Source organism: Nitrospinota bacterium, from assembly GCA_009873635.1.
Taxonomy (GTDB): Bacteria; Nitrospinota; Nitrospinia; order Nitrospinales; family VA-1; genus LS-NOB.
In genome coordinates, this window is the sequence record WAHY01000010.1 from 59,610 (window position 1) to 80,409 (window position 20,800).

General features: G+C 42.2%; 21 protein-coding genes and 1 tRNA gene. 18 read left to right on the forward strand and 4 right to left on the reverse strand.

The genetic code is table 11. The annotated features are described in order from the left end of the window. Positions 1-396 precede the first annotated feature (396 nt). The 10 genes from F3741_07845 to F3741_07890 all read left to right on the forward strand — a co-directional run bounded on the left by F3741_07845 (position 397) and on the right by F3741_07890 (position 9,638). Positions 397-1,191, forward strand: a complete 795-nt coding sequence (locus F3741_07845; GenBank protein ID MZG30703.1) for a tetratricopeptide repeat protein — start codon at positions 397-399, stop codon at positions 1,189-1,191. Positions 1,192-1,199: 8 nt separating this feature from the next. After that, positions 1,200-2,108, forward strand: a complete 909-nt coding sequence (locus F3741_07850) for a helix-turn-helix domain-containing protein (protein MZG30704.1) — start codon at positions 1,200-1,202, stop codon at positions 2,106-2,108. A 3-nt stretch (positions 2,109-2,111) separates the two neighbouring features. Continuing rightward, positions 2,112-3,185 (forward strand): type IV pilus twitching motility protein PilT, encoded by a 1,074-nt coding sequence (locus F3741_07855; GenBank protein ID MZG30705.1) that lies wholly within the window; start codon positions 2,112-2,114, stop codon positions 3,183-3,185. A 7-nt stretch (positions 3,186-3,192) separates the two neighbouring features. Further along, entirely contained in the window at positions 3,193-4,365 is a 1,173-nt protein-coding gene (locus F3741_07860) for a PilT/PilU family type 4a pilus ATPase (GenBank protein ID MZG30706.1), read from the forward strand. Positions 4,366-4,380: 15 nt separating this feature from the next. Beyond that, positions 4,381-5,049 (forward strand): hypothetical protein, encoded by a 669-nt coding sequence (locus tag F3741_07865; GenBank protein ID MZG30707.1) that lies wholly within the window; start codon positions 4,381-4,383, stop codon positions 5,047-5,049. Next, the gene (locus F3741_07870; protein ID MZG30708.1) at positions 5,046-5,471 is read left to right on the forward strand and encodes a cyclic nucleotide-binding domain-containing protein; all 426 of its coding nucleotides are present in this window, start codon (positions 5,046-5,048) and stop codon (positions 5,469-5,471) included. Before F3741_07865 ends, F3741_07870 begins: the two co-directional genes overlap by 4 nt. Before the next feature lie 11 nt (positions 5,472-5,482). Further along, positions 5,483-6,682: a type II secretion system F family protein gene (locus tag F3741_07875; protein MZG30709.1), complete on the forward strand. Its 1,200-nt coding sequence runs from the start codon at positions 5,483-5,485 to the stop codon at positions 6,680-6,682. A gap of 33 nt (positions 6,683-6,715) precedes the next feature. Continuing rightward, complete coding sequence (locus tag F3741_07880; GenBank protein MZG30710.1) at positions 6,716-8,410, forward strand: PAS domain S-box protein; 1,695 nt, start codon at positions 6,716-6,718, stop codon at positions 8,408-8,410. Positions 8,411-8,449: 39 nt separating this feature from the next. Beyond that, a complete protein-coding gene (locus F3741_07885) occupies positions 8,450-8,677 on the forward strand; it encodes a CDGSH iron-sulfur domain-containing protein (GenBank protein MZG30711.1) in 228 nt (75 codons plus the stop codon). 115 nt (positions 8,678-8,792) lie between these two features. Next, on the forward strand, positions 8,793-9,638 hold the full coding sequence (locus tag F3741_07890; protein MZG30712.1) for a formylglycine-generating enzyme family protein: 846 nt from the start codon (positions 8,793-8,795) through the stop codon (positions 9,636-9,638). 74 nt (positions 9,639-9,712) lie between these two features. Here the strand turns inward: F3741_07890 and F3741_07895 are convergent, their stop codons facing one another. The 4 genes from F3741_07895 to F3741_07910 all read right to left on the reverse strand — a co-directional run bounded on the left by F3741_07895 (position 9,713) and on the right by F3741_07910 (position 14,292). Further along, positions 9,713-10,642, reverse strand: coding sequence for a motility associated factor glycosyltransferase family protein (locus F3741_07895; protein ID MZG30713.1), 930 nt, complete (start codon positions 10,640-10,642; stop codon positions 9,713-9,715). 104 nt (positions 10,643-10,746) lie between these two features. Beyond that, positions 10,747-11,976: a flagellar hook protein FlgE gene (locus F3741_07900; protein MZG30714.1), complete on the reverse strand. Its 1,230-nt coding sequence runs from the start codon at positions 11,974-11,976 to the stop codon at positions 10,747-10,749. A 25-nt stretch (positions 11,977-12,001) separates the two neighbouring features. Beyond that, positions 12,002-12,658: a hypothetical protein gene (locus F3741_07905; protein MZG30715.1), complete on the reverse strand. Its 657-nt coding sequence runs from the start codon at positions 12,656-12,658 to the stop codon at positions 12,002-12,004. Positions 12,659-12,693: 35 nt separating this feature from the next. Continuing rightward, on the reverse strand, positions 12,694-14,292 hold the full coding sequence (locus tag F3741_07910; GenBank protein ID MZG30716.1) for a flagellar hook-length control protein FliK: 1,599 nt from the start codon (positions 14,290-14,292) through the stop codon (positions 12,694-12,696). 381 nt (positions 14,293-14,673) lie between these two features. Between F3741_07910 and F3741_07915 the strand changes: the two genes are divergently transcribed. The 8 genes from F3741_07915 to F3741_07950 form a co-directional block, all read left to right on the forward strand. Beyond that, positions 14,674-14,745 (forward strand) — tRNA-Val (locus tag F3741_07915). Between the two features lie 289 nt (positions 14,746-15,034). After that, the gene (gene thrS, locus F3741_07920; GenBank protein ID MZG30717.1) at positions 15,035-16,789 is read left to right on the forward strand and encodes a threonine--tRNA ligase; all 1,755 of its coding nucleotides are present in this window, start codon (positions 15,035-15,037) and stop codon (positions 16,787-16,789) included. Positions 16,790-16,813: 24 nt separating this feature from the next. Further along, on the forward strand, positions 16,814-17,413 hold the full coding sequence (gene infC, locus F3741_07925; GenBank protein ID MZG30718.1) for a translation initiation factor IF-3: 600 nt from the start codon (positions 16,814-16,816) through the stop codon (positions 17,411-17,413). 19 nt (positions 17,414-17,432) lie between these two features. Beyond that, positions 17,433-17,627, forward strand: a complete 195-nt coding sequence (gene rpmI, locus F3741_07930) for a 50S ribosomal protein L35 (protein MZG30719.1) — start codon at positions 17,433-17,435, stop codon at positions 17,625-17,627. 77 nt (positions 17,628-17,704) lie between these two features. Next, entirely contained in the window at positions 17,705-18,061 is a 357-nt protein-coding gene (rplT, locus tag F3741_07935; protein MZG30720.1) for a 50S ribosomal protein L20, read from the forward strand. 109 nt (positions 18,062-18,170) lie between these two features. Next, positions 18,171-19,175: a phenylalanine--tRNA ligase subunit alpha gene (gene pheS / locus F3741_07940; GenBank protein ID MZG30721.1), complete on the forward strand. Its 1,005-nt coding sequence runs from the start codon at positions 18,171-18,173 to the stop codon at positions 19,173-19,175. Positions 19,176-19,265: 90 nt separating this feature from the next. Next, the gene (locus tag F3741_07945) at positions 19,266-20,243 is read left to right on the forward strand and encodes a hypothetical protein (protein ID MZG30722.1); all 978 of its coding nucleotides are present in this window, start codon (positions 19,266-19,268) and stop codon (positions 20,241-20,243) included. Positions 20,244-20,330: 87 nt separating this feature from the next. Continuing rightward, on the forward strand, positions 20,331-20,800 hold a 470-nt coding region (locus tag F3741_07950), incomplete at its 3' end, for a hypothetical protein (protein MZG30723.1).

Sequence of the window (20,800 nt, forward strand, 5' to 3'; positions counted from 1 at the left end):
GCTTATCCACTCTATATTCAAAGGGTCACGCAACAAACACGTCCCCTTAGATACAAAATAGTATATATAATTCAATAATATAATTCTACCAATTTGGCTTAAATTATCTATTAAAGCCCTGTCTTAAAATAACCCATCTATTCTTTTTAATAACTAAAACCACTTTATTTATGGTGGTTTATGTCATTTTTGGGCACAAAAACAGGTGTATTAGACAATTTTCATCATAACTTTTATCGGCCCAATAAGTGCTATTCTTTAAAAAAATTTTAATGTTTTTTGATTTTATAGCTTTGGCCTTTGATTCTTTGTTAGTTACGCAGTTGAGAAAAATTTAGCGATTTGGTACAATCGGTACTCGGTATATTTAAATAACTTTATAAAATTTATAAACTTATGGGCTTTTTACCGGTGAGGACTCTATTGTCTGAAAAATGGGGTGAGGCTGTAATTTTATTGCTGATGCTGGCATTTTTTACTTCTTGCGCAGCCTCTGATCTGAAACCGGATGATAATAAATCTTTGGCACAACAAAAACTCAAGGAGGCCCTGCAGGCAGGATCATTAAACCAACAAGAAAAAATGGTGGCTTTGCTAAAAGAGGCCCAGGAGCTAAACCCTAAAGAACCAAACTACTATTTTTTCCTGGGAGAGGCTTATTTTACTCAAGGGGATCTAAAGCAAGCAGAACAGGAGTTTCTAAAAAGTATACAGTTATTCAAAGATTTAAAGGACTCTTACCGACAGCTGGGTTTGATTTACATGCAACAGGGGCAATGGGAGAAGAGCATTCAATACTTTCGGGAATATCTGGATAGACCCGGAACCCTGCAACCCCAGCAAATATATAATTGGGTTGCACTGTGTTTCTACAATTTAGGGAAAAAGAACGAAGCGGAAATTGAATGGAAAAAAGCCCTTGAAATTAAAGATAATGCAGGAATCAGGCTTAATCTGGCATTGGCTTATATAAACCAGGAGCGTTTTGATCGAGCCAAGACTTCCTTGCTGAAGGCTTTGTCTTTGAAACCTCGTTTTTCGCAGGCCCATTATGAATTGGCACAATTGTATTTAAAGGAAAAAAATAAGGACCAGGCACTGGATCATTTTCAAAAAGTGATTCTTTACTCTCCTAGAGGTAGCTTGGCCAAAAAATCTAAGGAATATATTGAACTGGTTCGCCCGGAATAAAAAAAATAATGGTAGAAGATTTTGGTTCCTATTTAAAACATGAACGCGAATTAAGAGGTGTGCCTCTGGAAGAAATCTCCGGGGCCACAAAAATTCATATTCGTTTTCTTAAAGCTCTCGAAGAAAACTCATTTGATGAACTCCCTGGCGAGGTTTTCATTAAAGGATATATTCGATCTTATGCAAACACCATAGGTTCTGATGTAGAGGAAATGCTCAATATCTACAAAGAGTCTGTGGAATTGAAAAATCAGGAAAATCTTCCAGCTGAAGAACCTTCTTCTAAAGGGAGCCAAAAAAACTATTTATCGTTTGGTTTGATGGCTCTGGGATTTCTTGGGCTCCTGTTTGGGGTTGGTTTCCTGGTAACAAAAGGAGATGACCCAAAGGAGATAAAAATATCTCCTGATCAAAAAAAGGTTGAGGAAATCAAACCGGAACCTTCAGTTCAATCCGAAATATCCAAAGAAATGACAAGTGAAGAAACATTGGATGCTAAGGATGAGGCTTCTACCCAATCTAAAACTGACAAAAAACCTGAGAGTTTGGCTGTTCAACAGGTTCCGCAGGAAGACTCGCTTCAAACGAAGTTGACAGAGCAAAGTGAAAAAAAAGTAAATGATTCACAGTCTGATCTTGGTCTACAAGGTTCTCGGGATATCGAAAAACCTTTGAAACTTATAATTTCTACTAAGGAAAACTCGTGGTTTAATATGACTATCGATGATTTCCGTGAAGAGGATTTTATTCTTACTGCTGGATCCGCAAAGACCTTTTGGGCAAATGATGCCTTTCGGTTGACCGTGGGGAATAAGTCGGGAGTGGAATTATCATTAAACGGCAAGGATATAACTTTGCCGGAAAGTAATAATAAGGTGATAAAGGACTTTATTATTAACTCTGAACGGGTGGAATAAACTGTGGCTAAAATTGATGCCTTCTTCAAGCTGATGAATGAGCAGGGTGCTTCAGATCTTCATCTTGTTGCAGGCTCACAACCCATACTCCGGGTTCATGGAGACATGGAGCGAATCAAATATAAGCCACTTGATAATGATGAACTGAAAGCCATGTTGTATGAAATTGCTCCAGAAAACAAGATCAAGGATTTTGAAGAAACTGGAGATGTGGACTTTGCTTATGAAATTCCCAACCTGGCCCGTTATCGGGCAAATTATTTTCAGCAGAAATGGGGTGTGGGAGCTGTATTCAGAGAAATACCGAGCGAGATCCTGACCGCTGAACAACTTGGATTACCAAAAGTCATCACAAAACTTTCCATGCTGCATAAAGGAATGGTTCTGGTTACCGGTCCGACGGGTAGTGGTAAGTCTACTACTCTTGCTGCAATGATGGATTTCGTCAACAAAAACAAAAAAAGCCATATTATTACTGTTGAAGACCCGGTTGAATTTGTTCATAAAAGCCAAAACTGTATAGTGAATCATAGGGAAGTGGGAGTGCACACAAAAGGTTTCAAGTCAGCCTTGCGGGGAGCTTTACGGGAAGACCCGGATATCATTCTGGTTGGTGAAATGCGTGATTTGGAAACGATTGAACTGGCTTTGGAAGCTGCATCCACGGGTCATCTGGTATTAGGAACACTTCATACCCAAAGTGCAGCAAAAACCATTGACAGGATTATTGATGTATTTCCGGCACATCAGCAACCTCAGATTCGTACTACTCTTTCAGAATCATTGAAGGGGGTTGTGGCTCAAAACCTATTTAAGCGTATTGATCAAAAAGGCAGGATGGCTGCTTTAGAAATCCTGATTGTAACTCCAGCGGTCTCCAACCTGATTAGAGAAGGAAAAACCTATCAAATTCCTTCAGCAATTCAAACAGGTAAAAAGTATGGTATGCAATCTTTAGATGACGCAATTCTCGCTGCTTTGGAAGAGAAAAAAATTAGCCCTGAAGATGCGTATGACAAAGCAATAGTTAAAGAAAGGTTTATCCAATATTTAAATACGCCACCAGAGTTTTTATGAATTATTTATGAGAAAAGCCGAAGTTGATCATATTTTAACTACAATGCTGGAAGCGTTCGGAAATATTTCCGATTTAAATATAACTGTCGGTAAAGCTTGCCAGGTTGAATCTTCAGGGCAGTTAACGGCTGTGCCTATCGTTCCTCCTATTGAGAAACTCACACCCTTTCAGGCAGAAGTATTTGCCTTAAACCTAATCAATTCAGACAGAAGGCTGACAGAAATATTAATCAGGGAAGGTTCTTGCGATTGCTCCTATTTTCTTCTGGGCAAAGCTCGTTTTAGGGTTAATATTTTTTCTCAACGCGGAAATTATTCAATTGTATTAAGAAAACTAGAAACACGAATTTCATCTATAGAAGACTTAAAACTTCCGGCTCAGTTTGCAAAAGCTGCGGAAGAAAAAAATGGATTGATTCTTGTAACAGGTGGGACTGGTAGTGGTAAGTCTACGACTCTAGCTGCGCTGTTAAATGATATGAACGAAGGTAAATCCATACATATTATTACTCTTGAGGACCCGGTTGAATTTGTACACCCGCATAAAAAAGCCACCTTTAACCAAAGGGAATTAGGGATTGATTACGATTCTTTTTCAAGTGGACTTAGGGCTGCTCTTCGTCAGGCGCCCAAAGTTATTCTAGTCGGGGAAATGCGTGACCGGGAAACGGTTGAAATAGGTCTTAGTGCTGCTGAAACGGGTCATTTGGTAATGAGTACTTTGCATACGGTTGATGCCGGGCAAACCATAAATCGTATCGTGGGTATGTTCTCCCAGGAAGAAGAACAACAAATACGCATTCGTCTTGCTGATACGATTCGTTGGATCATTTGTCAGCGTTTGCTTCCCAAAGTGGGAGGAGGGCGAGTGGCCCTGCTTGAGATTATGTCTTCCAATATGCGGGTGAAGGACACAATCATCAATGGCGAATCTGAAGGAAAAACATATTACGAAATCATCACTAATGGTGATGCATACGGTATGTGGACTTTCGACCAGCATATAATGAAATTGTATCAGGACGGTCTTATAACAGAAGAAACCGCTTTGGCATATGCTTCACGCAAGGCTGTGGTGGGTAGAGGAATTGACACGCTCAAGTCGGCGAAAGGTGAAAAAACCACAGATATTGATGAGCTTGGTATGGACGATGAATATGGGGCAAACATTAAAAAATAGGAAGGGATAAGAACTATGCAAGTAGTATGTGATTCTTGTAAAAAGTCCATGAATATTCCTGATGAAAAGTTGCCGAAGGATCAGGCTTTTTCAATCACTTGCCCTGGGTGTAAAAACAAAATCAAAGTGGACCAGCATCTTAAATCCAATGAGCCATCAACTCCTCCCGCACCTGAACCAGAAGAAGCTATAGATACACAAAGCATGGTTGTTCAACATGAAGACTTTGAAGATGATGAGCTGGTCATTTATGATGAAAACGACCAACTGGCATTGGTGTTGGATGAAAAAAACCAGTCTGTGTGGACCGAAGCACTCGAAAGTAAAGATTTTAAAATTCAATACGCTAAATCACCTGAGCATGCTGTGCATAAAATGAAGTTAACCCATTTTCACTTTATTGCATTGCACGAAAACTACGGAAACAAAAACTTGGAAAGCAGCCCGGTATATCAAACCTTACTCGAAATGCCTATGGTCACGCGTAGAAACATATTTCTTGCACTATTAGGATCAAACTTTAAGACATTAAACAACATGGAAGCTTTTCAGAAAAGCGCTAACGTTGTAATCAATGAAAAGGATTTGGATAAATTGAGAGACGTGTTAAAAAAATCAATTACTGATAATGAAATGTTTTACAAAGTGTTCAAAGAAACTCTTCACGCAATGGGGAAAGCATGAGCCTAAAAGACACACCTATTCAGCAACATTACTCTGATGGCGATACGATCGTTACAGAAGGAATTATGAGCAATAATGCTTATGTGATTATAAAAGGTCAGGTTCGCGTTTCACAAAAAGTCGATAAAAAAATTGTGACCATAGGAACCCTCAAAGAAGGGGAAGTATTTGGAGAAATGGGTTTAATAGCAGAAACAGTGAGAAGTGCCAATGTTTCAGCTGTTGGAGATGTGACGGTTGGTGTGATTGGAAAAGATTTTTTTGACAACGCGATGGACGAACTTTCAGATGATATGAAGCCTATCATTTTAGCTTTGGTGAAGCGCCTGAGTAATACAACTCATTTATTGACGCGCATTGGACTTGAGCTTGAAAGCACAAAAAGTAAGATTAATGCGTACACCTTGAAACAACAGGAATAGTACAAAATCATATGCCTACTTTTACCTATAAATCGCGAGTCCGGGGAAAAATGAAAGCCGGAGAAGTGGAAGCGGAAGACGAAAAGGCTGCGATCTCGAAGCTCAAACAGCAGAATATTCGTGTTACCACCGTTAAGAAAAAAAGTGAAGGCAGCGCTTTATTTGGGCCTAAGCAACATAAAATCACCACCCGTGATGTGGTTATTTTTACAAGGCAATTTTCTACCATGGTTGATGCCGGATTGCCCCTGGTTCAGTGTTTGGAAATTCTTGGAAAGCAGTCTGAAAATCCAACTTTTGGCGAAACAATTCTAAAGGTCAAAGGGAATATTGAAATCGGAAACAATCTCTCTGAATCCCTGAAAAAATTTCCTGAAATTTGGGACTCGTTGTATTGCAACCTGGTCGAAGCTGGCGAGGTAGGGGGAATTCTGGATGTCATCCTCCGGAGGCTGGCTGAATATATTGAAAAAGCAGAAGCACTGAAGAAAAAAGTAAAATCTGCAATGGTGTATCCGGGAGCCATTGTTACTGTGGCGTTTGTTGTCGTGGCATTTTTAATGATATTTGTAATTCCTGCCTTTGCCACCATGTTTGAAGGGGGAGGAAAGGAACTTCCGGGACCAACTCAGATTGTTATGAATGTCAGTAGTTTTTTCCGAAACCAGTGGTGGGTCATGTTAGGAGGGGCGGTAACCTTTTTCTTTGTTTTCAAAAAAGTCTATGCAACGGAGCGAGGAAATATTGAAATAGACAGGCTTGCTCTAAAACTCCCTGTATTTGGGATGTTAATTCGCAAGGTTTCGGTGGCAAAATTTACCAGGACCCTTGGAACGCTGATTTCCAGCGGGGTGCCTTTGATTGAAGGTCTGGATATCTGTGCGCGTACTTCAGGAAACAAAATTGTCGAAATAGCCGTGTTTAAAACTATTGAGGCTATTAAGGAAGGTGAAACCATTGCGGCACCTCTTGCGCGCGAAGATGTGTTTCCACCAATGGTTATTCAGATGATTGATGTTGGAGAAGCCTCTGGTTCCCTGGATAAAATGCTGGCCAAAATTGCAGATTTTTATGATGAAGAAGTTGATGCCGCGGTTGAAGGCCTGACGGCCATGCTTGAACCCATGCTCATGGTTTTTCTGGGAATTATTGTTGGATTCATTGTTGTCGCCATGTATCTACCTATATTCAAGATGGGAGAAGCTATTTAGAAGAAGGACAATTTTAGCGGAACCGACCGCACTATGGCACGAGATATCCAAAATAAGGATCAAGAGCTACAGCAAAGAGTCAGAAGAATAATGCTCTTAAGAGTTTTCTTTTTGACTGGGTTTTTGGGCCTGTTGCTTGTATTTCAAAAACGACTGGGAATCACCGCGCCTATCGAGCCTGTCTGCACGGTAATCGGGATAGGCTTTTTCATGTCCTTGATTTATGCGGTACTTTTTAGATATTTGACCCTGACTGAGACTGCATCGATCCAGGTAGCAGGAGATTTACTTCTCGTAGGCGGCATTCTCTTTACCACGGGGGGTATTGATAGCCCCATTTCCTTCCTTTTTTTATTTGTAATTATTGCCTCCGGTGTCATGTTACCAAGAGCCGCAGCTTATTTGGCGGCCTCCGGTGCCATTATCATTTATGGCGTACTGGTTGACCTGGAATATTTTGGCATCATTACACCCGTTTATTTGTTTCCCGAATCTAAGGTATCTTTTGCAAGTGGTTATGTCTTTTATGTGATTTTTTTGAACATTGTTTCTTATTACACAGTGGCCTATCTCAGTAGCTTTCTTTCGCATAGGTTACGAATTGTTAAAGAAGAACTGGCCCGCATAAATTTAAACTTAGAAGAACAAAGGGCCTTTAACAGAAATATTGTTCAGAATATGGGAAATGGGTTGATCACCACCGACTCTGAAGGCAAGATCACATCAAGTAACCCTGCAGCAAGTGCCCTAATGGGTTTTTCTGTGAAAGAAAGTTTGGGGTACCCAATAGAACAATTAATACCTTTAACAGAGTTAAAAGAATTATTTCATGGTGATAAAAAATTTTATCTTCCCAAACAAATAGAAGGTGAGTGCCAAAGGAAAGATGGAAGAATAAATTTCATTCGTATAAAAATCAGCCACCTTTCAGACCTTAATAACTCAGCAGGATACATCCTCGTATTTGAAGATCTCACGGAAGTTAAAGAAATGCAGAATAAAGTATTGAGGACCGAACAGCTGGCTGCTGTAGGAAGGTTTTCTGCGGGGCTGGCCCATGAAATCAGAAACCCGTTGACTTCTTTGAGCGGTTCTATTCAGGTTCTATCCAGAGGCCTTAAACTTGAAGACTCTTATAAAAAACTCATGGAAATAGTTATGAAGGAAACGGATCGTTTAAATAGCATTCTTTCAGATTTCCTTAATTATTCTCAGCCAAAAAAAAATAATAATACTATTATTGATTTGACCCAACTGATTCAAGATGTAATCACACTGTTAAAAAACAAAGAAGATTTAAGTACTAGAAAAAATATTGTTTTCAATAGAACCTCAGACCATTTGACTTTAAATGGGGATGAGGAGCAAATTAAACAGGTTGTATGGAATTTGTGTATCAATGCTTTGGAGGCAATGACCCAGGGAACCCTGACCTTATCTTTAAAGGAAGTTGTTTCTTATAATAGCGGTGATTTCAAAACTGATCAGGCAGGAATGGTGCTTGAGGTTCAAGATGAAGGATGCGGAATAGCCTATGACCAGATCAATAATATCTATGATCCATTTTATTCTAGCAAGAAAGACGGTGTTGGGTTAGGGTTGGCTACTGTTTATCAAATTGTTAATCGAAATGGAGGAACTTTGAATGTTCAAAGTACTCCTGGTAAGGGAACTTTGTTCACGGTTTTTTTACCCGATCAGGAAACTATAAAACCGGTTTCTTTGTAATAAGATTAATTAAAAAAACTTTTTAAAAGGATTCCAATCATGTCAGGAGAGGGACCAATAAAAATAACCGATACTTCTGAAATAGCTGTTTGTACCTGTATGCAGTCAAACCATTGGCCGTTTTGTGATGCCACGCACCATACTACAGGGGGCGAGCCAGAAATCGTCCAACTGGATAAAAACAAAACCTATTACTTGTGTGGATGCTTCAGAACGAAAAAAAGGCCGTTTTGTGATGGGTCCCATGAAAAAATAAAACCAGCATGAAGATTTGGATTAGACTGGCAATAACTGGCGATAGGTAAAAAGTTTCTCGTCTTAAAGAAATAATGAAGCATTGCTAATGCGTGGCAACTTTCCATTTCTAACCGATTTCCAAACAATGAAAAACAAAAAATATTTTAAAATCCTGAAAGGGTTGATAATAGCTCTTCTATTTCCTGCATGCACTTCCAGTTTTGAAAAAAATCCTCCTATGGTTTTCATTCCTGAAGGTTCTTTTACTATGGGATTTGCCATTGAAAACGAAAACGAATGGGGAGACATGGACGAAGACCCTGTTCATGAAGTTATGCTTAGTGATTATTGGATCGATAAATTTGAGGTGACAAGTGCCGACTTTGCCGAATTTTTAAATTCTCATCAGGATTCAGCAGAGAGGTTTATAGAAATTACCCCAAGCGTAACCATTCAATATGTAGGGGGAAAATACAAACCCCGTCCCGGTGTGAAGAAACTTCCTGTCAATCGCGTATCCTGGTTTGGTGCTGATGCTTATTGCAAATGGAAAAATAAACGCCTGCCTACGGAAGCGGAATGGGAAAAGGCCGCGAGGGGAACTGACCAGAGAATTTTTCCCTGGGGAAATGAATACCCTGACAATAGCCGGGTTACTTTCCGACGTAAATTTTCTGAACAGGGTTTTAAGGTGATGGAGCCTGTAGATAGTATGAGCCAGGGCGCATCTCCTTATGGTCTTCATCACATGGCTGGCAATGTCTGGGAGTGGGTGTCAGACTGGTTTGATGGCGGTGCCTATGAAGATCGAAATCCTATAGACCCTCAAGGTCCCAAATCGGGAGTCAGCAAGGTCTTAAGGGGAGGCAACTGGTATTACAAGGCCTATTATATGAGAACCACATACAGGTTTAATGAGCGCCCTGAAAAGTTCAATATCTGGCAGGGGTTTCGCTGTGCCCGTACTGCGGCTGATAGCAACAAGCCGTGACTTCATCTTTTTAAAAGTGGTTTTGGAGTGATTACCTGCTGGAGAATTTTATCCGCAACGTTATTTGCTTGAGCTCAAGCCTGGTTGCGGTTTTTTCGTTTCAGTGCTTTTTTCAATATCCAGGGGATATTAATTTTTTTTGTACAATGCTTGATAATAGCTTCCGTCAACGGTTCAACGGTGCAGTTATCCGTCAGTATGCCGGCCTCGCTGCAATTGGAAAGTTTTAATGGATTATCCCGTTTCCAGGTTGTGAATGCCCAGTTAAACCATTCTTTGGATACAGACATGGATTTTAATGTTCGCAAACTTTTTCCATTAATGTCTGTTTCCAAAACCAGGTTGTCCTTTTGTTTTTCCATCATGAGTTTCAAGCCTTGTCCCGAAGCATCGCTGCCTTGGCTATGTGAGTTTTTTTTGGGATAAGAAAGATCCTGACCAACAAAAATAATCGGAGCACTTCCAGCCTGAAAGGCCAGATCATAGGTTACCGACAACACCGTTCCCCCGGGAGTTAATATGCCGATGTGGGGAACAGCTTTTTGAATTTCAACTAATGTGGGAATATCAGGAGCAAACTTGTTGAAAAACAGAATATCGCTTTCCCAGAGTTCAAGTATATGCGGGTGCACGATGGAAGGGACTACAAGGGTAATTCCCTTATGAGGAACATTCATAAGAAACCGGGAAATTTCTTCTTGTGGATCAAGGCAGACCACAAAGTCCGGGGTGATGCCGTGACTCATTAAAGGCTTTAATGCTGCGTCACAAGAAATTATTACAGCTTTATTTTGAGCACGATGAAGAAAGCGTATATTTTTATCCAACGATGGCCCAGCCCCTACCACGATACTGGGTAAATCTCGGAATTTGTTTTTCAAGGCTATGACACCGGGATTTTTTTGTATGGCACTTTTATTGGTCTGAAAGTTTTGTTTCCAAATCTGATTAAAGCGGAGAAATGTGGCGGATTTTACTTCGCGGATTTGTTCATCACGACTCATGTGTCTAATGTAGCAAAGCCTGGGTTCTACAGGCAAGTTATCGTTGCAATAAAAAAGGCCCGGGCTAAAACCCGGGCCTTTAGAAGATTAAACCTGTTGCAGATTTACCGTACTAGATTCACAGCTTCTGTCAGTAAATCGTCAGTTGTGGTAATGATTCTGGCGCTGGCTTGAAAAGCTTGTTGCATTTGAATAAGAGAAACAAATTGTTCTGCTAAGTCAACATTTGATAACTCTAAGGACTGGCCAGTAATATCACCAAAACCTCCGGTCCCAGCAGTTCCAAGTACAACTTGCCCTGAGTCAGCAGTTTCTGAAAATAAGTTGTTACCCATTCGCGTTAATCCTGAGGGTGCCAGAAAATCTCCTAAAGTGACTTGATATAATTGATCTGTTTGTCCATTATTAAATAAACCTGAAATAATACCGGCTCCATTAGTTGTCAGGCCAATAAGAGTCCCTGTGCTAAAACCGTCTTGCACAAGAGAATTATTATTAGATGATGCAGCAAAACCCGTAAGTTTACCATTTGTAGTACCAGATGAACCTATTAGATCCCAATTTAAAGTCTGGCTAGCGGCAGGTGATGTAGCAGAAGAGTAATCAATAACTATACTTGGGTCGGTTGTTGGTGAACTCAATTGTCCTGAGTTATCAAAACTAACAGTACCAGATGCGCCTGAAGTAACGGTACCCTCAGAAGTAGTAATTCCATAAGTCCATGAATTGCTACCTGAGACTTTAGTAAATTGAATACTAGCTATAACTTGAGTACCTACAGAATTATAGATACTTACGGGTGTAGTAAAAGTAGTAGACGCAGATGATGAGGAGTCTAGGTTTGTTCCAATTGTAAATGTTGTTGTGGCTTGAGGAGCAGATTGAACTCCTGCAAGATCTATATTACCAACAGTAGTAGAAACAACACCATTCTGTATTTGTTGACCTTGCAATGTCTCTCCAGTAATAGATTGAACTAAACCATTTTCACTTAATCTAAATTGACCGGCTCTAGTATATTGATTTCCACTACCATTGTTCACAACAAAGAAACCAGAGCCATCAATAGCCATATCTAAAGCATTTGATGAAGATTCAAATGCACCCTGACTGAATTCCTTAAGGGACCCAGATAATGCAGCTCCTCGTCCTAATTGCCGGGTTGTCGAACCGTTTGCCAAAACAGTGCTAAATAATTCGCTGAAAACAGCTCTACTACTCTTAAACCCAACTGTATTTACGTTTGAAATATTATCACCAATGATTCCCATAGCTTCAGAGTTTGCCGAAAGGCCTGAGACTCCAGTGAATAATGAACTAAGTAAAGAGGGCATTATAATCTCCTAGTATTTATATTGATTAAAGGCTTACTTTTGAAATTTCGCTTACAGAAAGTTTTTGTCCATTTACAACTGCAAATGCTTGGCCGTCCTCAAAAATTACGTCAGTAACTTTTCCTGCAGTAAACGTTTCAGCAGATACGAAATTATTTGAAGTATCAGAAGCTGTTACACTGAAGGTATACATTCCGGGAGGCACTAATGAACCTGAAGTGTCTCGACCGCTCCATATGTATTCATGTATTCCTTTGTCTTGAGCGCCAAGATTGACAGTATTTACTTTAACTCCCGTGCTATCATAAATATCAATACTAACTTCACTAGCATCATCTTTTACTGAGAAGGATAAAGTTTCGATTTCACCAGATTTTAAGTCTATAGTATTGCCAGGTGCATCAACAGACTTTCCAATTAAGGCAAGTGTTGAGTTGTTACTCAAGGCGATATTAAGGGACTGCATTGTTTCTAAGTTTCCATTTACATTAGTCAATTGCTCAAGACTACTAAACTCTGCTAGTTGCGATGCGAATTCCTGACCTTCCATGGGCGAGAGTGGATCTTGGGCTTCCATTTGAGCAACCAAAATTTTCATAAAAGCGTCTTTACCTAAGGAGCTATCCCCGGCGACACCTTTCACTCCTATTGAATTTGTTGAAAGTGGGTTTATAATTGGCATATAGATTCCTGATCAAATAATGTTTTTATTTTTTACTAAGCAATAATACTTATAGATTGATTGTCGTTAAAAAACAGAGGTAGTGTCTCAATCTCTTCTTTTTCATTTAGGTTTTTGTCAATAGTATCTTCAGGCATGGAAGCAATATTTTCTTTGCTGGATGAGTCTTCAAACTGATTCTCCTGATTTGACTCACCCCCAACCGTTACAGTGAAGCTATCTACCTTAAGACCCTGTTCCCCCATAGCATCACGCAACTGATTAAAATTATTTTCGATGACCTGCTTCACGGCATGGTTTTCCGCAACAATCACAGTCCTTACCGTATCTCCGGAAGTGGTGATATTCATCCTCACTGTTCCCAGAGATGGTGGATCGAGTTTTAGATGAACTTCATTCTTTGACCCGTTGGAACGGATAGTCATCTTGTCAGCAATTTGGTTGATAATTTTTGCTTCCGTTGCTCCCCTGGCCAGCAGGTTCTCAGGTAAAATTGGTTTGCTAGACTCCACCGATTTCACAGCGTTATTAGCGGTTGTCGTGGGAGGCTGAATTTGCAGGTCGGGGCTTGCCTTGGTTGTTTCCAGACCTTTAATATTCTTGCCGTCGGAAAAACTTTCCGTTTGGAGTATGTTTGCCTGGGTATTTTTGTCAATCAACAACTCACCTAGATTGGAAGTTGCGCCAGGCTTTTCTCTTACCGGTTCCTGATTGGTAATTCTTGGAGCCTCATTTTGTTTTGATTTTTCATGGAGCTTGTCAGCAGAAGAAGAGCTATTGGTCTTTTCTGTTCTTTTAGAGAGGGTGTCGGTTTTTTCAGTTTCTTTTGCAGGATTCTTAAGTTGTGCTAATACATTTGGTCCTTCTTCAGTATCATCCTGAGTATTTTCAATTTCAGAATTTTTTGTGGTTGTTTCAGAAGACTGGCGTAACTGAGAATCTATTTTGGCCTGAAGATCGAACTCCTTATTAAGTTCTTTTTGAGCGTGTGCATTTTTCAAAGATTGTAAATGATCCAGCAGTTTATTTGCATCCTGCTCAGACAAACCAGCCTGCTTAAGAAGATCAACCGCCTCCCCTTTATTTTGTTGAATTCTATTTAAAAGATCTACAACACCTGTTTTTTTAACAGCGTTTTCCTGTGTTTTTTCAACAGCATTTTCCTGGGCCATGTTTAATGCTTGAGATAATGTCTCGAGCAAATCATCCATATCAGCATCACCGTTTAAACCCAGTAGATCCAATAATGCTTCAAACTGATCCTGGTTGATATCAAGCTCCTGCAACTGGGCGGAAAGAACCTCTGTATCTTCTATGAGGGACTCTTTGGAAACCCTTTCGAGTTTTGTTTGAGGTTTGTCCTGGGAAGAGACTGAGACCTCTTGATAATTTGAGTTTTCCTCGTCTTTTGGCTCGGTCTTCGGTTTTTGAGATTGAGTCTTACCAGTCTGAGTATCATTCTGGTTTTGCGGAGAATTTTCTTTGGATGGTTTTTGAGCCGTGTCGGTTTTATGTACGGCTGTATCCATAAAGTTTTTAAAGTCTGAACTGTCGTCACCTATTAAATCCTGATTAGGACCAGTAGGTTCCACAGGGGGTTTAACAGCGAATATAGCTAGTGCGTTTGCGGCCATGTGTTATTTCCGATCAAGTAGTAATAATTTTTCTGCACCCCCTTCTTGAGCAAAACCGATGCCAAACACAATTATTTGTTTGCAAATGGTTTAATTATATAGGCTTACGCTATTTTGTGCGGATGAGTTTTATTCCTCAGAACAGGGTAAAAACTGCCTTGATAAGAAAAAAAATTCCTCACCCCACTCGGAGTGGAGAAGAGAGGAGTTAATTGTTTATCTAACGCCTTCCCTCGCTCGGAGTGAGGTCAATGAACAAGCACTTTTTGAAAAGTGAAAGAGCCAGTCGGCAAAATAAAGACATGCGAATTTACCTGCGGAGATTCTCCGCACTTGACCAAATTCGTTGTAGGAATTACAATAACCAACATCTTTTTTTTCAGGCGCGTAGCTCAGGGGTAGAGTACTTGCTTGACATGCAAGGGGTCGGCGGTTCGAAACCGCCCGTGCCTATTTTGTGAAAACCTTTTCATTGAGTTAGCCTTATCCGGTGAGGCAAGGTAGTTTATAAATCCACCTTCACCCCCACCCTCTTCCTTCAAGGGCGAGGGGGCTAGAGGCTTTCATTCCATAATTCATGAATAATTGGATTTTGGATCAAAGTCGGGCATCATACCGGTGCGTATGGTGCCTTTTGTCTATGAACAACAAATAAATGTGAATCACTCTCACCCCAACCCTTTACCCTCAAGGGAGAGGGAGTTATAAAGGGGAAAATAATTTTTAATCTGTATTTTAAGTAATGATACCTAACGCAAATCCTAGCGAGCTGGAAACCATTCGACACAGTTGCGCCCATTTGATGGCGCAGGCGGTTCAGGAGCTGTTCCCCGGAACCCAGGTCACCATCGGACCTGTTATCGAAGACGGATTCTTCTACGACTTCCACCGTGACAAGGCGTTCGTTCCGGAAGATCTGGAAAAGATCGAGAAGCGCATGAAGGAGATCGCCAAACAGGATCTCAAAATAGAACGATCGGAACTCACCCGCGAAGAGGCGGTCAAAAAGTTTGGCGACATGGGTGAGAAGTTCAAGCTCGAGATCATCGACTCGATTGAAGAGGGCGAAGCGATCACGGTTTATTCCCAGGGCGACTGGTCGGACCTTTGCGGCGGACCACATGTCGAGTCGACCAAGCAGATCAAGGCGTTCAAGCTGTTGCACACGTCTTCGGCCTACTGGCGCGGGGATGAGCGCAACCCGGTTCTGCAACGCATTTACGGCACCGCCTGGAATACGGAAAAGGAACTGCGCCTCTACCTGAAACGGCTGGAAGAAGCCAAGAAACGCGACCACCGCAAGCTGGGTAAGGAGCTCGACCTGTTCTCGGTTTCGGACGACATTGGTCCCGGGCTCATCCTCTGGCATCCCAAGGGCGCGCGCATTCGCCACTTGATGGAAGAGTTCTGGAAGAAGGAACATTTCAAGCACGGTTATGAGATGGTCATCAGTCCGCACACGGCGAAGATCGACTTGTGGAAGACCAGCGGCCACACGGAGTTCTATAAGGAGAACATGTTCTCCAATATGGATATCGAGGGCAAAGAGTATGTGATGAAACCGATGAACTGCCCGTTCCACATTCAAATTTATAAAAGCCAGTTGCGCAGTTACCGGGACCTGCCGGTGCGGTTTGGTGAGCTGGGCACGGTTTATCGTTACGAGCGTTCCGGCGTTTTGCATGGGTTGCTCCGTGTACGCGGATTCACCCAGGATGACGCGCACCTGTTCTGCCGTCCGTCGCAGATTGAAGATGAGATCACCAAGGTTCTCGACCTGATTGTTTATATTCTGCAGTCGTTCGGGTTCTTCGAATACAAAATTTATTTGAGCACACGACCGGATAAATATGTCGGCGCGGATGAGGACTGGGAAAAGGCAACCAAGGCGCTGGAAACCGCGTTGAACAACAAGAAGCTGGATTTTGAGGTGGACCCCGGCGAGGGTGTTTTTTATGGACCGAAGATCGACATCAAGATCAAGGACAGCCTGAACCGGTATTGGCAGGTATCGACGGTGCAGGTCGATTTTAACCTTCCCGAACGCTTTGACATAAGTTATATTGAGGAGGATGGTCAACGCCATAAGCCGATCATGCTCCACCGGGCTTTAATGGGCTCGCTGGAGCGTTTTTTTGGTTGTCTGGTCGAGCATTATGCAGGCGCTTTCCCGTTGTGGCTGGCCCCGGTTCAGGTGATTCTTTGTACCATTACCGAAAATCAGGCCGAATATGCCGAAAAATTGGCCAAACAGCTTGAAAATTCAGACATACGGGTAGAAAAAGACTTGCGAAATGAGAAGATTGGGTTCAAGATACGGGAGGCCCAACTACAGAAAATCCCTTATATGGTCGTTTTAGGGGATAAAGAAGTTGAATCCCAGACTCTGGGTGTTCGCAAACGCCGTTCCAAAGAAACCCGGACCCTCGATTTCGAGACCTTTCTTTCAGAACTGAAATCTGGCATAGATTCTAGAATTATAGAGTCTGATGATTAATATTTTTTAGAAGGTTGTATTTAAATTAATAAGAAACAGCGTATCAATAATATGATTCGGGTACGAGAAGTATCCGTGGTTGATGATGACGGAGAGTCGATCGGTGTAATGCCGACGGAAGAGGCTCTGAGTTTGGCTCAAGATCGCGACTTGGATCTTGTAGAAGTTGCACCCAACGCTAATCCCCCTGTGTGCCGTATCATGGATTATGGCAAACACAAGTATAAGATTAGCAAAAAGGCGCACGAGGCAAAAAAGAAGCAGAAGGTCATTCACCTCAAGGAAGTCAAGTTTCGTCCCAATACCGACCAGCACGATTTCGATTTTAAATTGCGGAATGTCCGCCGGTTTATTGAAAATGGCGACAAGGCCAAGGTGGTGATTTTCTTTAAGGGACGTGAGATCGTCCATCGTGAATTTGGTATGAGAGTGCTGGAGCGTATCGCCGAGGCTACTGAAGACCTGGCGATGATTGAACAGCAGGCCAAGCAGGAAGGGCGCACTCTGGTCATGATTCTGGCACCCTTAAACACAAAGACTAAAAAAGGCGGCGCCGTTAAAGTGCAGCCGGTTGCTGATCCCGAACCGGCGGTTACTGCTGACGAGAAACCTGAAGAAAAATAAATAGAACACGGAGCTAAAAATGCCAAAGATGAAAACCAACAAAGGTGCCGCTAAACGGTTCCGCAAAACAGGCACCGGTAAGATTGTCAAGAACAGCGCTTTCACCAGCCATATCCTGACAACTAAAACCACCAAAAGAAAAAGAAACCTGCGTAAATCCACCATCATGGCGCCGGGGGATGCAAAACGCATGAAAACTTTGCTCCCTTACTAAACAGGGTTCATCGCAAAAATAATTACACATTGCCGCATTGACGCTGGTGATTGTGCAGGCCAAAGGAGAAATTAAAAATGCCACGAGCAGTAAACGGGACTGTTGCCCGAAACCGAAGAAAGAAAATCTTAAAATTAGCCAAAGGCTACCGCAGTGTCCGCAGTAACTGTTTTCGCAAAGCCCGGGAAGCGGTTGAACATGGTCTGGCTTATGCCTATCGCGACCGGAAAAACAAAAAGCGCGAATTTCGACGGCTCTGGATTTCCAGAATCAACGCTGCGGTCAGAGCTGAGGGATTGAACTACAGCCAGTTCATGTATGGCCTGAAAAAAGCTGAGATTGAGCTCGACCGTAAAGTTCTTTCTGAAATGGCAATCCATAACCAGGATTCCTTCAAGGCCCTGACCGAAACTGCCCGCGCCCAACTCAGCTAGGTTTCGGGCCCGTGGGCTCGTGAATTTATCCTGAGCTATCGAGGGGTAATCGTTAACCAAATCCCTGGCGTTGGAAATAGTTGTCAGGTCGATCCTGCCGAACCCCAAAATGATTGATACCATAGAAAAACACCGCAGGGAATTCGACTCCCGCATCCAATCTGCTTCAGAACCACTCAAGCAATTACGCATAGATTTCCTGGGCAAGAAGGGTTGTGTTCAGACTCTCATGAAAGGACTGCGCGAGGCCGCGCCGGAAGAAAAACGGCAACTGGGCAAACTCATCAACGATTTCAAGCGGCACGTTGAAACCAAACTCGAAGAAAAAGAAGCCGGGCTCGATAAATCTTCCCAGTCTTCCAAAAACGCGACCTTTGACACCTCACTGCCCGGAAGAAAAGAGATAACCGGAACCCTGCACCCCATCACCCAGGTGATGGAGGAAATCACCACCATTTTTATGAGTCTGGGATTTCAAATTAAGGAAGGTCCTGAAATTGAAACGGACTACTACAATTTTGAAGCTTTAAACATACCCAAAGACCACCCGGCGCGGGATATGCAAGACACTTTTTATGTGGAAGGTGAAACCGTTTTGCGCACACACACTTCTCCCGTACAGATTCATGCGATGGAGAACAGCGAACCCCCATTACGTGTTATCGCACCGGGAAAAGTCTACCGATGTGATTCCGACATATCTCACACACCCATGTTCCACCAGATTGAAGGACTCATGATCGACAAAAATGTTTCCTTCAGTCATCTTAAAGGCATTATGAATATTTTCCTCCAGGAAGTATTCGGCAAAGACACGCAAGTCCGGTTCCGGCCCAGCTTTTTTCCTTTCACCTGCCCCAGCGCGGAAGTCGATATTCAATGCGTCATTTGCGGGGGAGACGGGTGCCGGGTTTGCTCGCAAACCGGGTGGCTGGAAATTCTCGGTTGCGGAATGGTAGACCCCGCGGTTTTAAATTTCGTCAAGTATGACCCGGAAGAATGGACCGGTTTCGCGTTCGGGCTTGGCATCGAACGCATATCAATGCTGAAGTACGGCATCAACGATATACGGCTGTTTTTTGAAAACGACCTGCGCTTCCTGAAACAATTCTAACCACGCAACGTGTGGCAGAAATCGACTATCGCTTTATAGAGCGAGCAAGGATTTCCCTGGTTCGCTAAGTTTTCCCCAGTTTCTAAAACGATGAATCTTTCGGCCAGGCTCTTAAATCTTCTCACCGCTATAGGCTGTTTTGCAATTGCCGGAATTGCTATTGCCTATTTTCTTATCAATGAAAAGTTTGAATGGATTCCGGAGTCCGCTCTTGAACTTGTTCGCGTGAAAGAACTGCTGGAGCGTCCCGAAGCCAAACGCTGTTCTGAATGTCACAAAGAAATTTATGATGCGTGGAAGGAAAGCCGGCACTCCATTTCATGGACCAGCAAGACTTATATCGAAGCATCTGAAGACCGCACAAAAGAAAAATGCCTGGCCTGCCATATTCCCGAATCCGTTACCGGAGAAAAACCCAGCCCCAGACTGGACCGGCGTGATGAAGGTATCTATTGCGTCTCCTGTCATTTTATAGATGGAAAAATGAATGGGCCCTATGATCTGGTCGCTCCTCCACACCCCACCTACCGCAATCCGGATTACGTAAACTCCAAACTTTGTGGTTCCTGTCACCAGAAAACTTTTAAGGAATGGAAGGAAACAGGAATAGAAGACACCTGCCAGGACTGCCATATGCCCCGCAAGAAAGACTGGCTGACACAAAAGTTTCCTTTAAATTTGTTACACAAAAAAAAGTGGGTTGGGAATCACGAGTTTTTACACGGCGACTTAACAGAAAAAGACATACAAATGGAGGCGCAGTTTAAGAATAATTTTTTCAATTTAAGCCTGCTTAATAAAACTATTCCGCATTGGGTACCCACTGCGGACAATGGAGATCCCCGGCTTTATCTTTACATCACATTCTTAGACTCAGCAGGGGAAAAGGTTGACCAGGCTAAGGAGATTATCGCTCCCCAGCAGGAAACGGCTTTGCCTTATCAAAAGAAGGTGAATTTCCGTTACCGTCTTTTCGATTCGGTAGCAAAAGCGGGTATCGCCTTAAAATATCAACCGGCATGGTCGAAGGAAAAAGAGCTTATCTGGGAAAAAACCATCCAATTCTGACAAGTTATCATTTGATTGTTACGGCCTTTTTCAATTAAACTTTTTATAACTTCCCAATTTGTTTTATCTCGTATATGGAGGCAGATCATGAATTCAGTCCTAAATATTTCTTTACTTGTTGCAATCTTTTTTTTCCTGGCAGTTCCAGTTCAAGCTAAAGATATGGTTATAAAGGAGCCACCAAAGTCTTTGTCAAAATACTATCCTCCAGAGAGTAAACAACCAAAATGGATTCAACAGATGCATAAAATGAGCACACATTTTGGAGGAGTGTTTGTGAACCTGAAGGAAAAAGATTACGAAAACGTCGATAAACATGCTGATAAGCTTGTTGAGGAATATAAAAAGACTTCAGAGATGGTTCCGGAATGGGAAGAGTACTTTGATATTAAAGCTGCAGAAGCATTTGCCGCGGCGGCCAAAACCCACAACATAGCCAAGGCCGGCAAAGCCTCAGGGGGACTTGGTAAAACCTGTGGAAAATGTCACGCGGAACAGGAAGTCGCTGTGTGGACAAAATTTCACTGGCCCAGTTTTCACAAGATAAAAGTAACCGA

What these genes read in the sequence shown, in the direction of transcription:
- rplT (MZG30720.1), top strand. Translation starts at nt 17,705, where the DNA reads ATGCCACGAGCAGTAAACGGGACTGTTGCCCGAAACCGAAGAAAGAAA.
- thrS (MZG30717.1), top strand. Translation starts at nt 15,035, where the DNA reads ATGATACCTAACGCAAATCCTAGCGAGCTGGAAACCATTCGACACAGT.
- F3741_07880 (MZG30710.1), top strand. Translation starts at nt 6,716, where the DNA reads ATGGCACGAGATATCCAAAATAAGGATCAAGAGCTACAGCAAAGAGTC.
- rpmI (MZG30719.1), top strand. Translation starts at nt 17,433, where the DNA reads ATGCCAAAGATGAAAACCAACAAAGGTGCCGCTAAACGGTTCCGCAAA.
- pheS (MZG30721.1), top strand. Translation starts at nt 18,171, where the DNA reads ATGATTGATACCATAGAAAAACACCGCAGGGAATTCGACTCCCGCATC.
- F3741_07885 (MZG30711.1), top strand. Translation starts at nt 8,450, where the DNA reads ATGTCAGGAGAGGGACCAATAAAAATAACCGATACTTCTGAAATAGCT.
- F3741_07845 (MZG30703.1), top strand. Translation starts at nt 397, where the DNA reads ATGGGCTTTTTACCGGTGAGGACTCTATTGTCTGAAAAATGGGGTGAG.
- F3741_07865 (MZG30707.1), top strand. Translation starts at nt 4,381, where the DNA reads ATGCAAGTAGTATGTGATTCTTGTAAAAAGTCCATGAATATTCCTGAT.
- F3741_07900 (MZG30714.1), bottom strand. Translation starts at nt 11,976, where the DNA reads ATGCCCTCTTTACTTAGTTCATTATTCACTGGAGTCTCAGGCCTTTCG.
- F3741_07850 (MZG30704.1), top strand. Translation starts at nt 1,200, where the DNA reads ATGGTAGAAGATTTTGGTTCCTATTTAAAACATGAACGCGAATTAAGA.
- F3741_07860 (MZG30706.1), top strand. Translation starts at nt 3,193, where the DNA reads ATGAGAAAAGCCGAAGTTGATCATATTTTAACTACAATGCTGGAAGCG.
- F3741_07870 (MZG30708.1), top strand. Translation starts at nt 5,046, where the DNA reads ATGAGCCTAAAAGACACACCTATTCAGCAACATTACTCTGATGGCGAT.
- F3741_07945 (MZG30722.1), top strand. Translation starts at nt 19,266, where the DNA reads ATGAATCTTTCGGCCAGGCTCTTAAATCTTCTCACCGCTATAGGCTGT.
- F3741_07895 (MZG30713.1), bottom strand. Translation starts at nt 10,642, where the DNA reads ATGAGTCGTGATGAACAAATCCGCGAAGTAAAATCCGCCACATTTCTC.
- F3741_07905 (MZG30715.1), bottom strand. Translation starts at nt 12,658, where the DNA reads ATGCCAATTATAAACCCACTTTCAACAAATTCAATAGGAGTGAAAGGT.
- F3741_07890 (MZG30712.1), top strand. Translation starts at nt 8,793, where the DNA reads ATGAAAAACAAAAAATATTTTAAAATCCTGAAAGGGTTGATAATAGCT.
- F3741_07875 (MZG30709.1), top strand. Translation starts at nt 5,483, where the DNA reads ATGCCTACTTTTACCTATAAATCGCGAGTCCGGGGAAAAATGAAAGCC.
- F3741_07910 (MZG30716.1), bottom strand. Translation starts at nt 14,292, where the DNA reads ATGGCCGCAAACGCACTAGCTATATTCGCTGTTAAACCCCCTGTGGAA.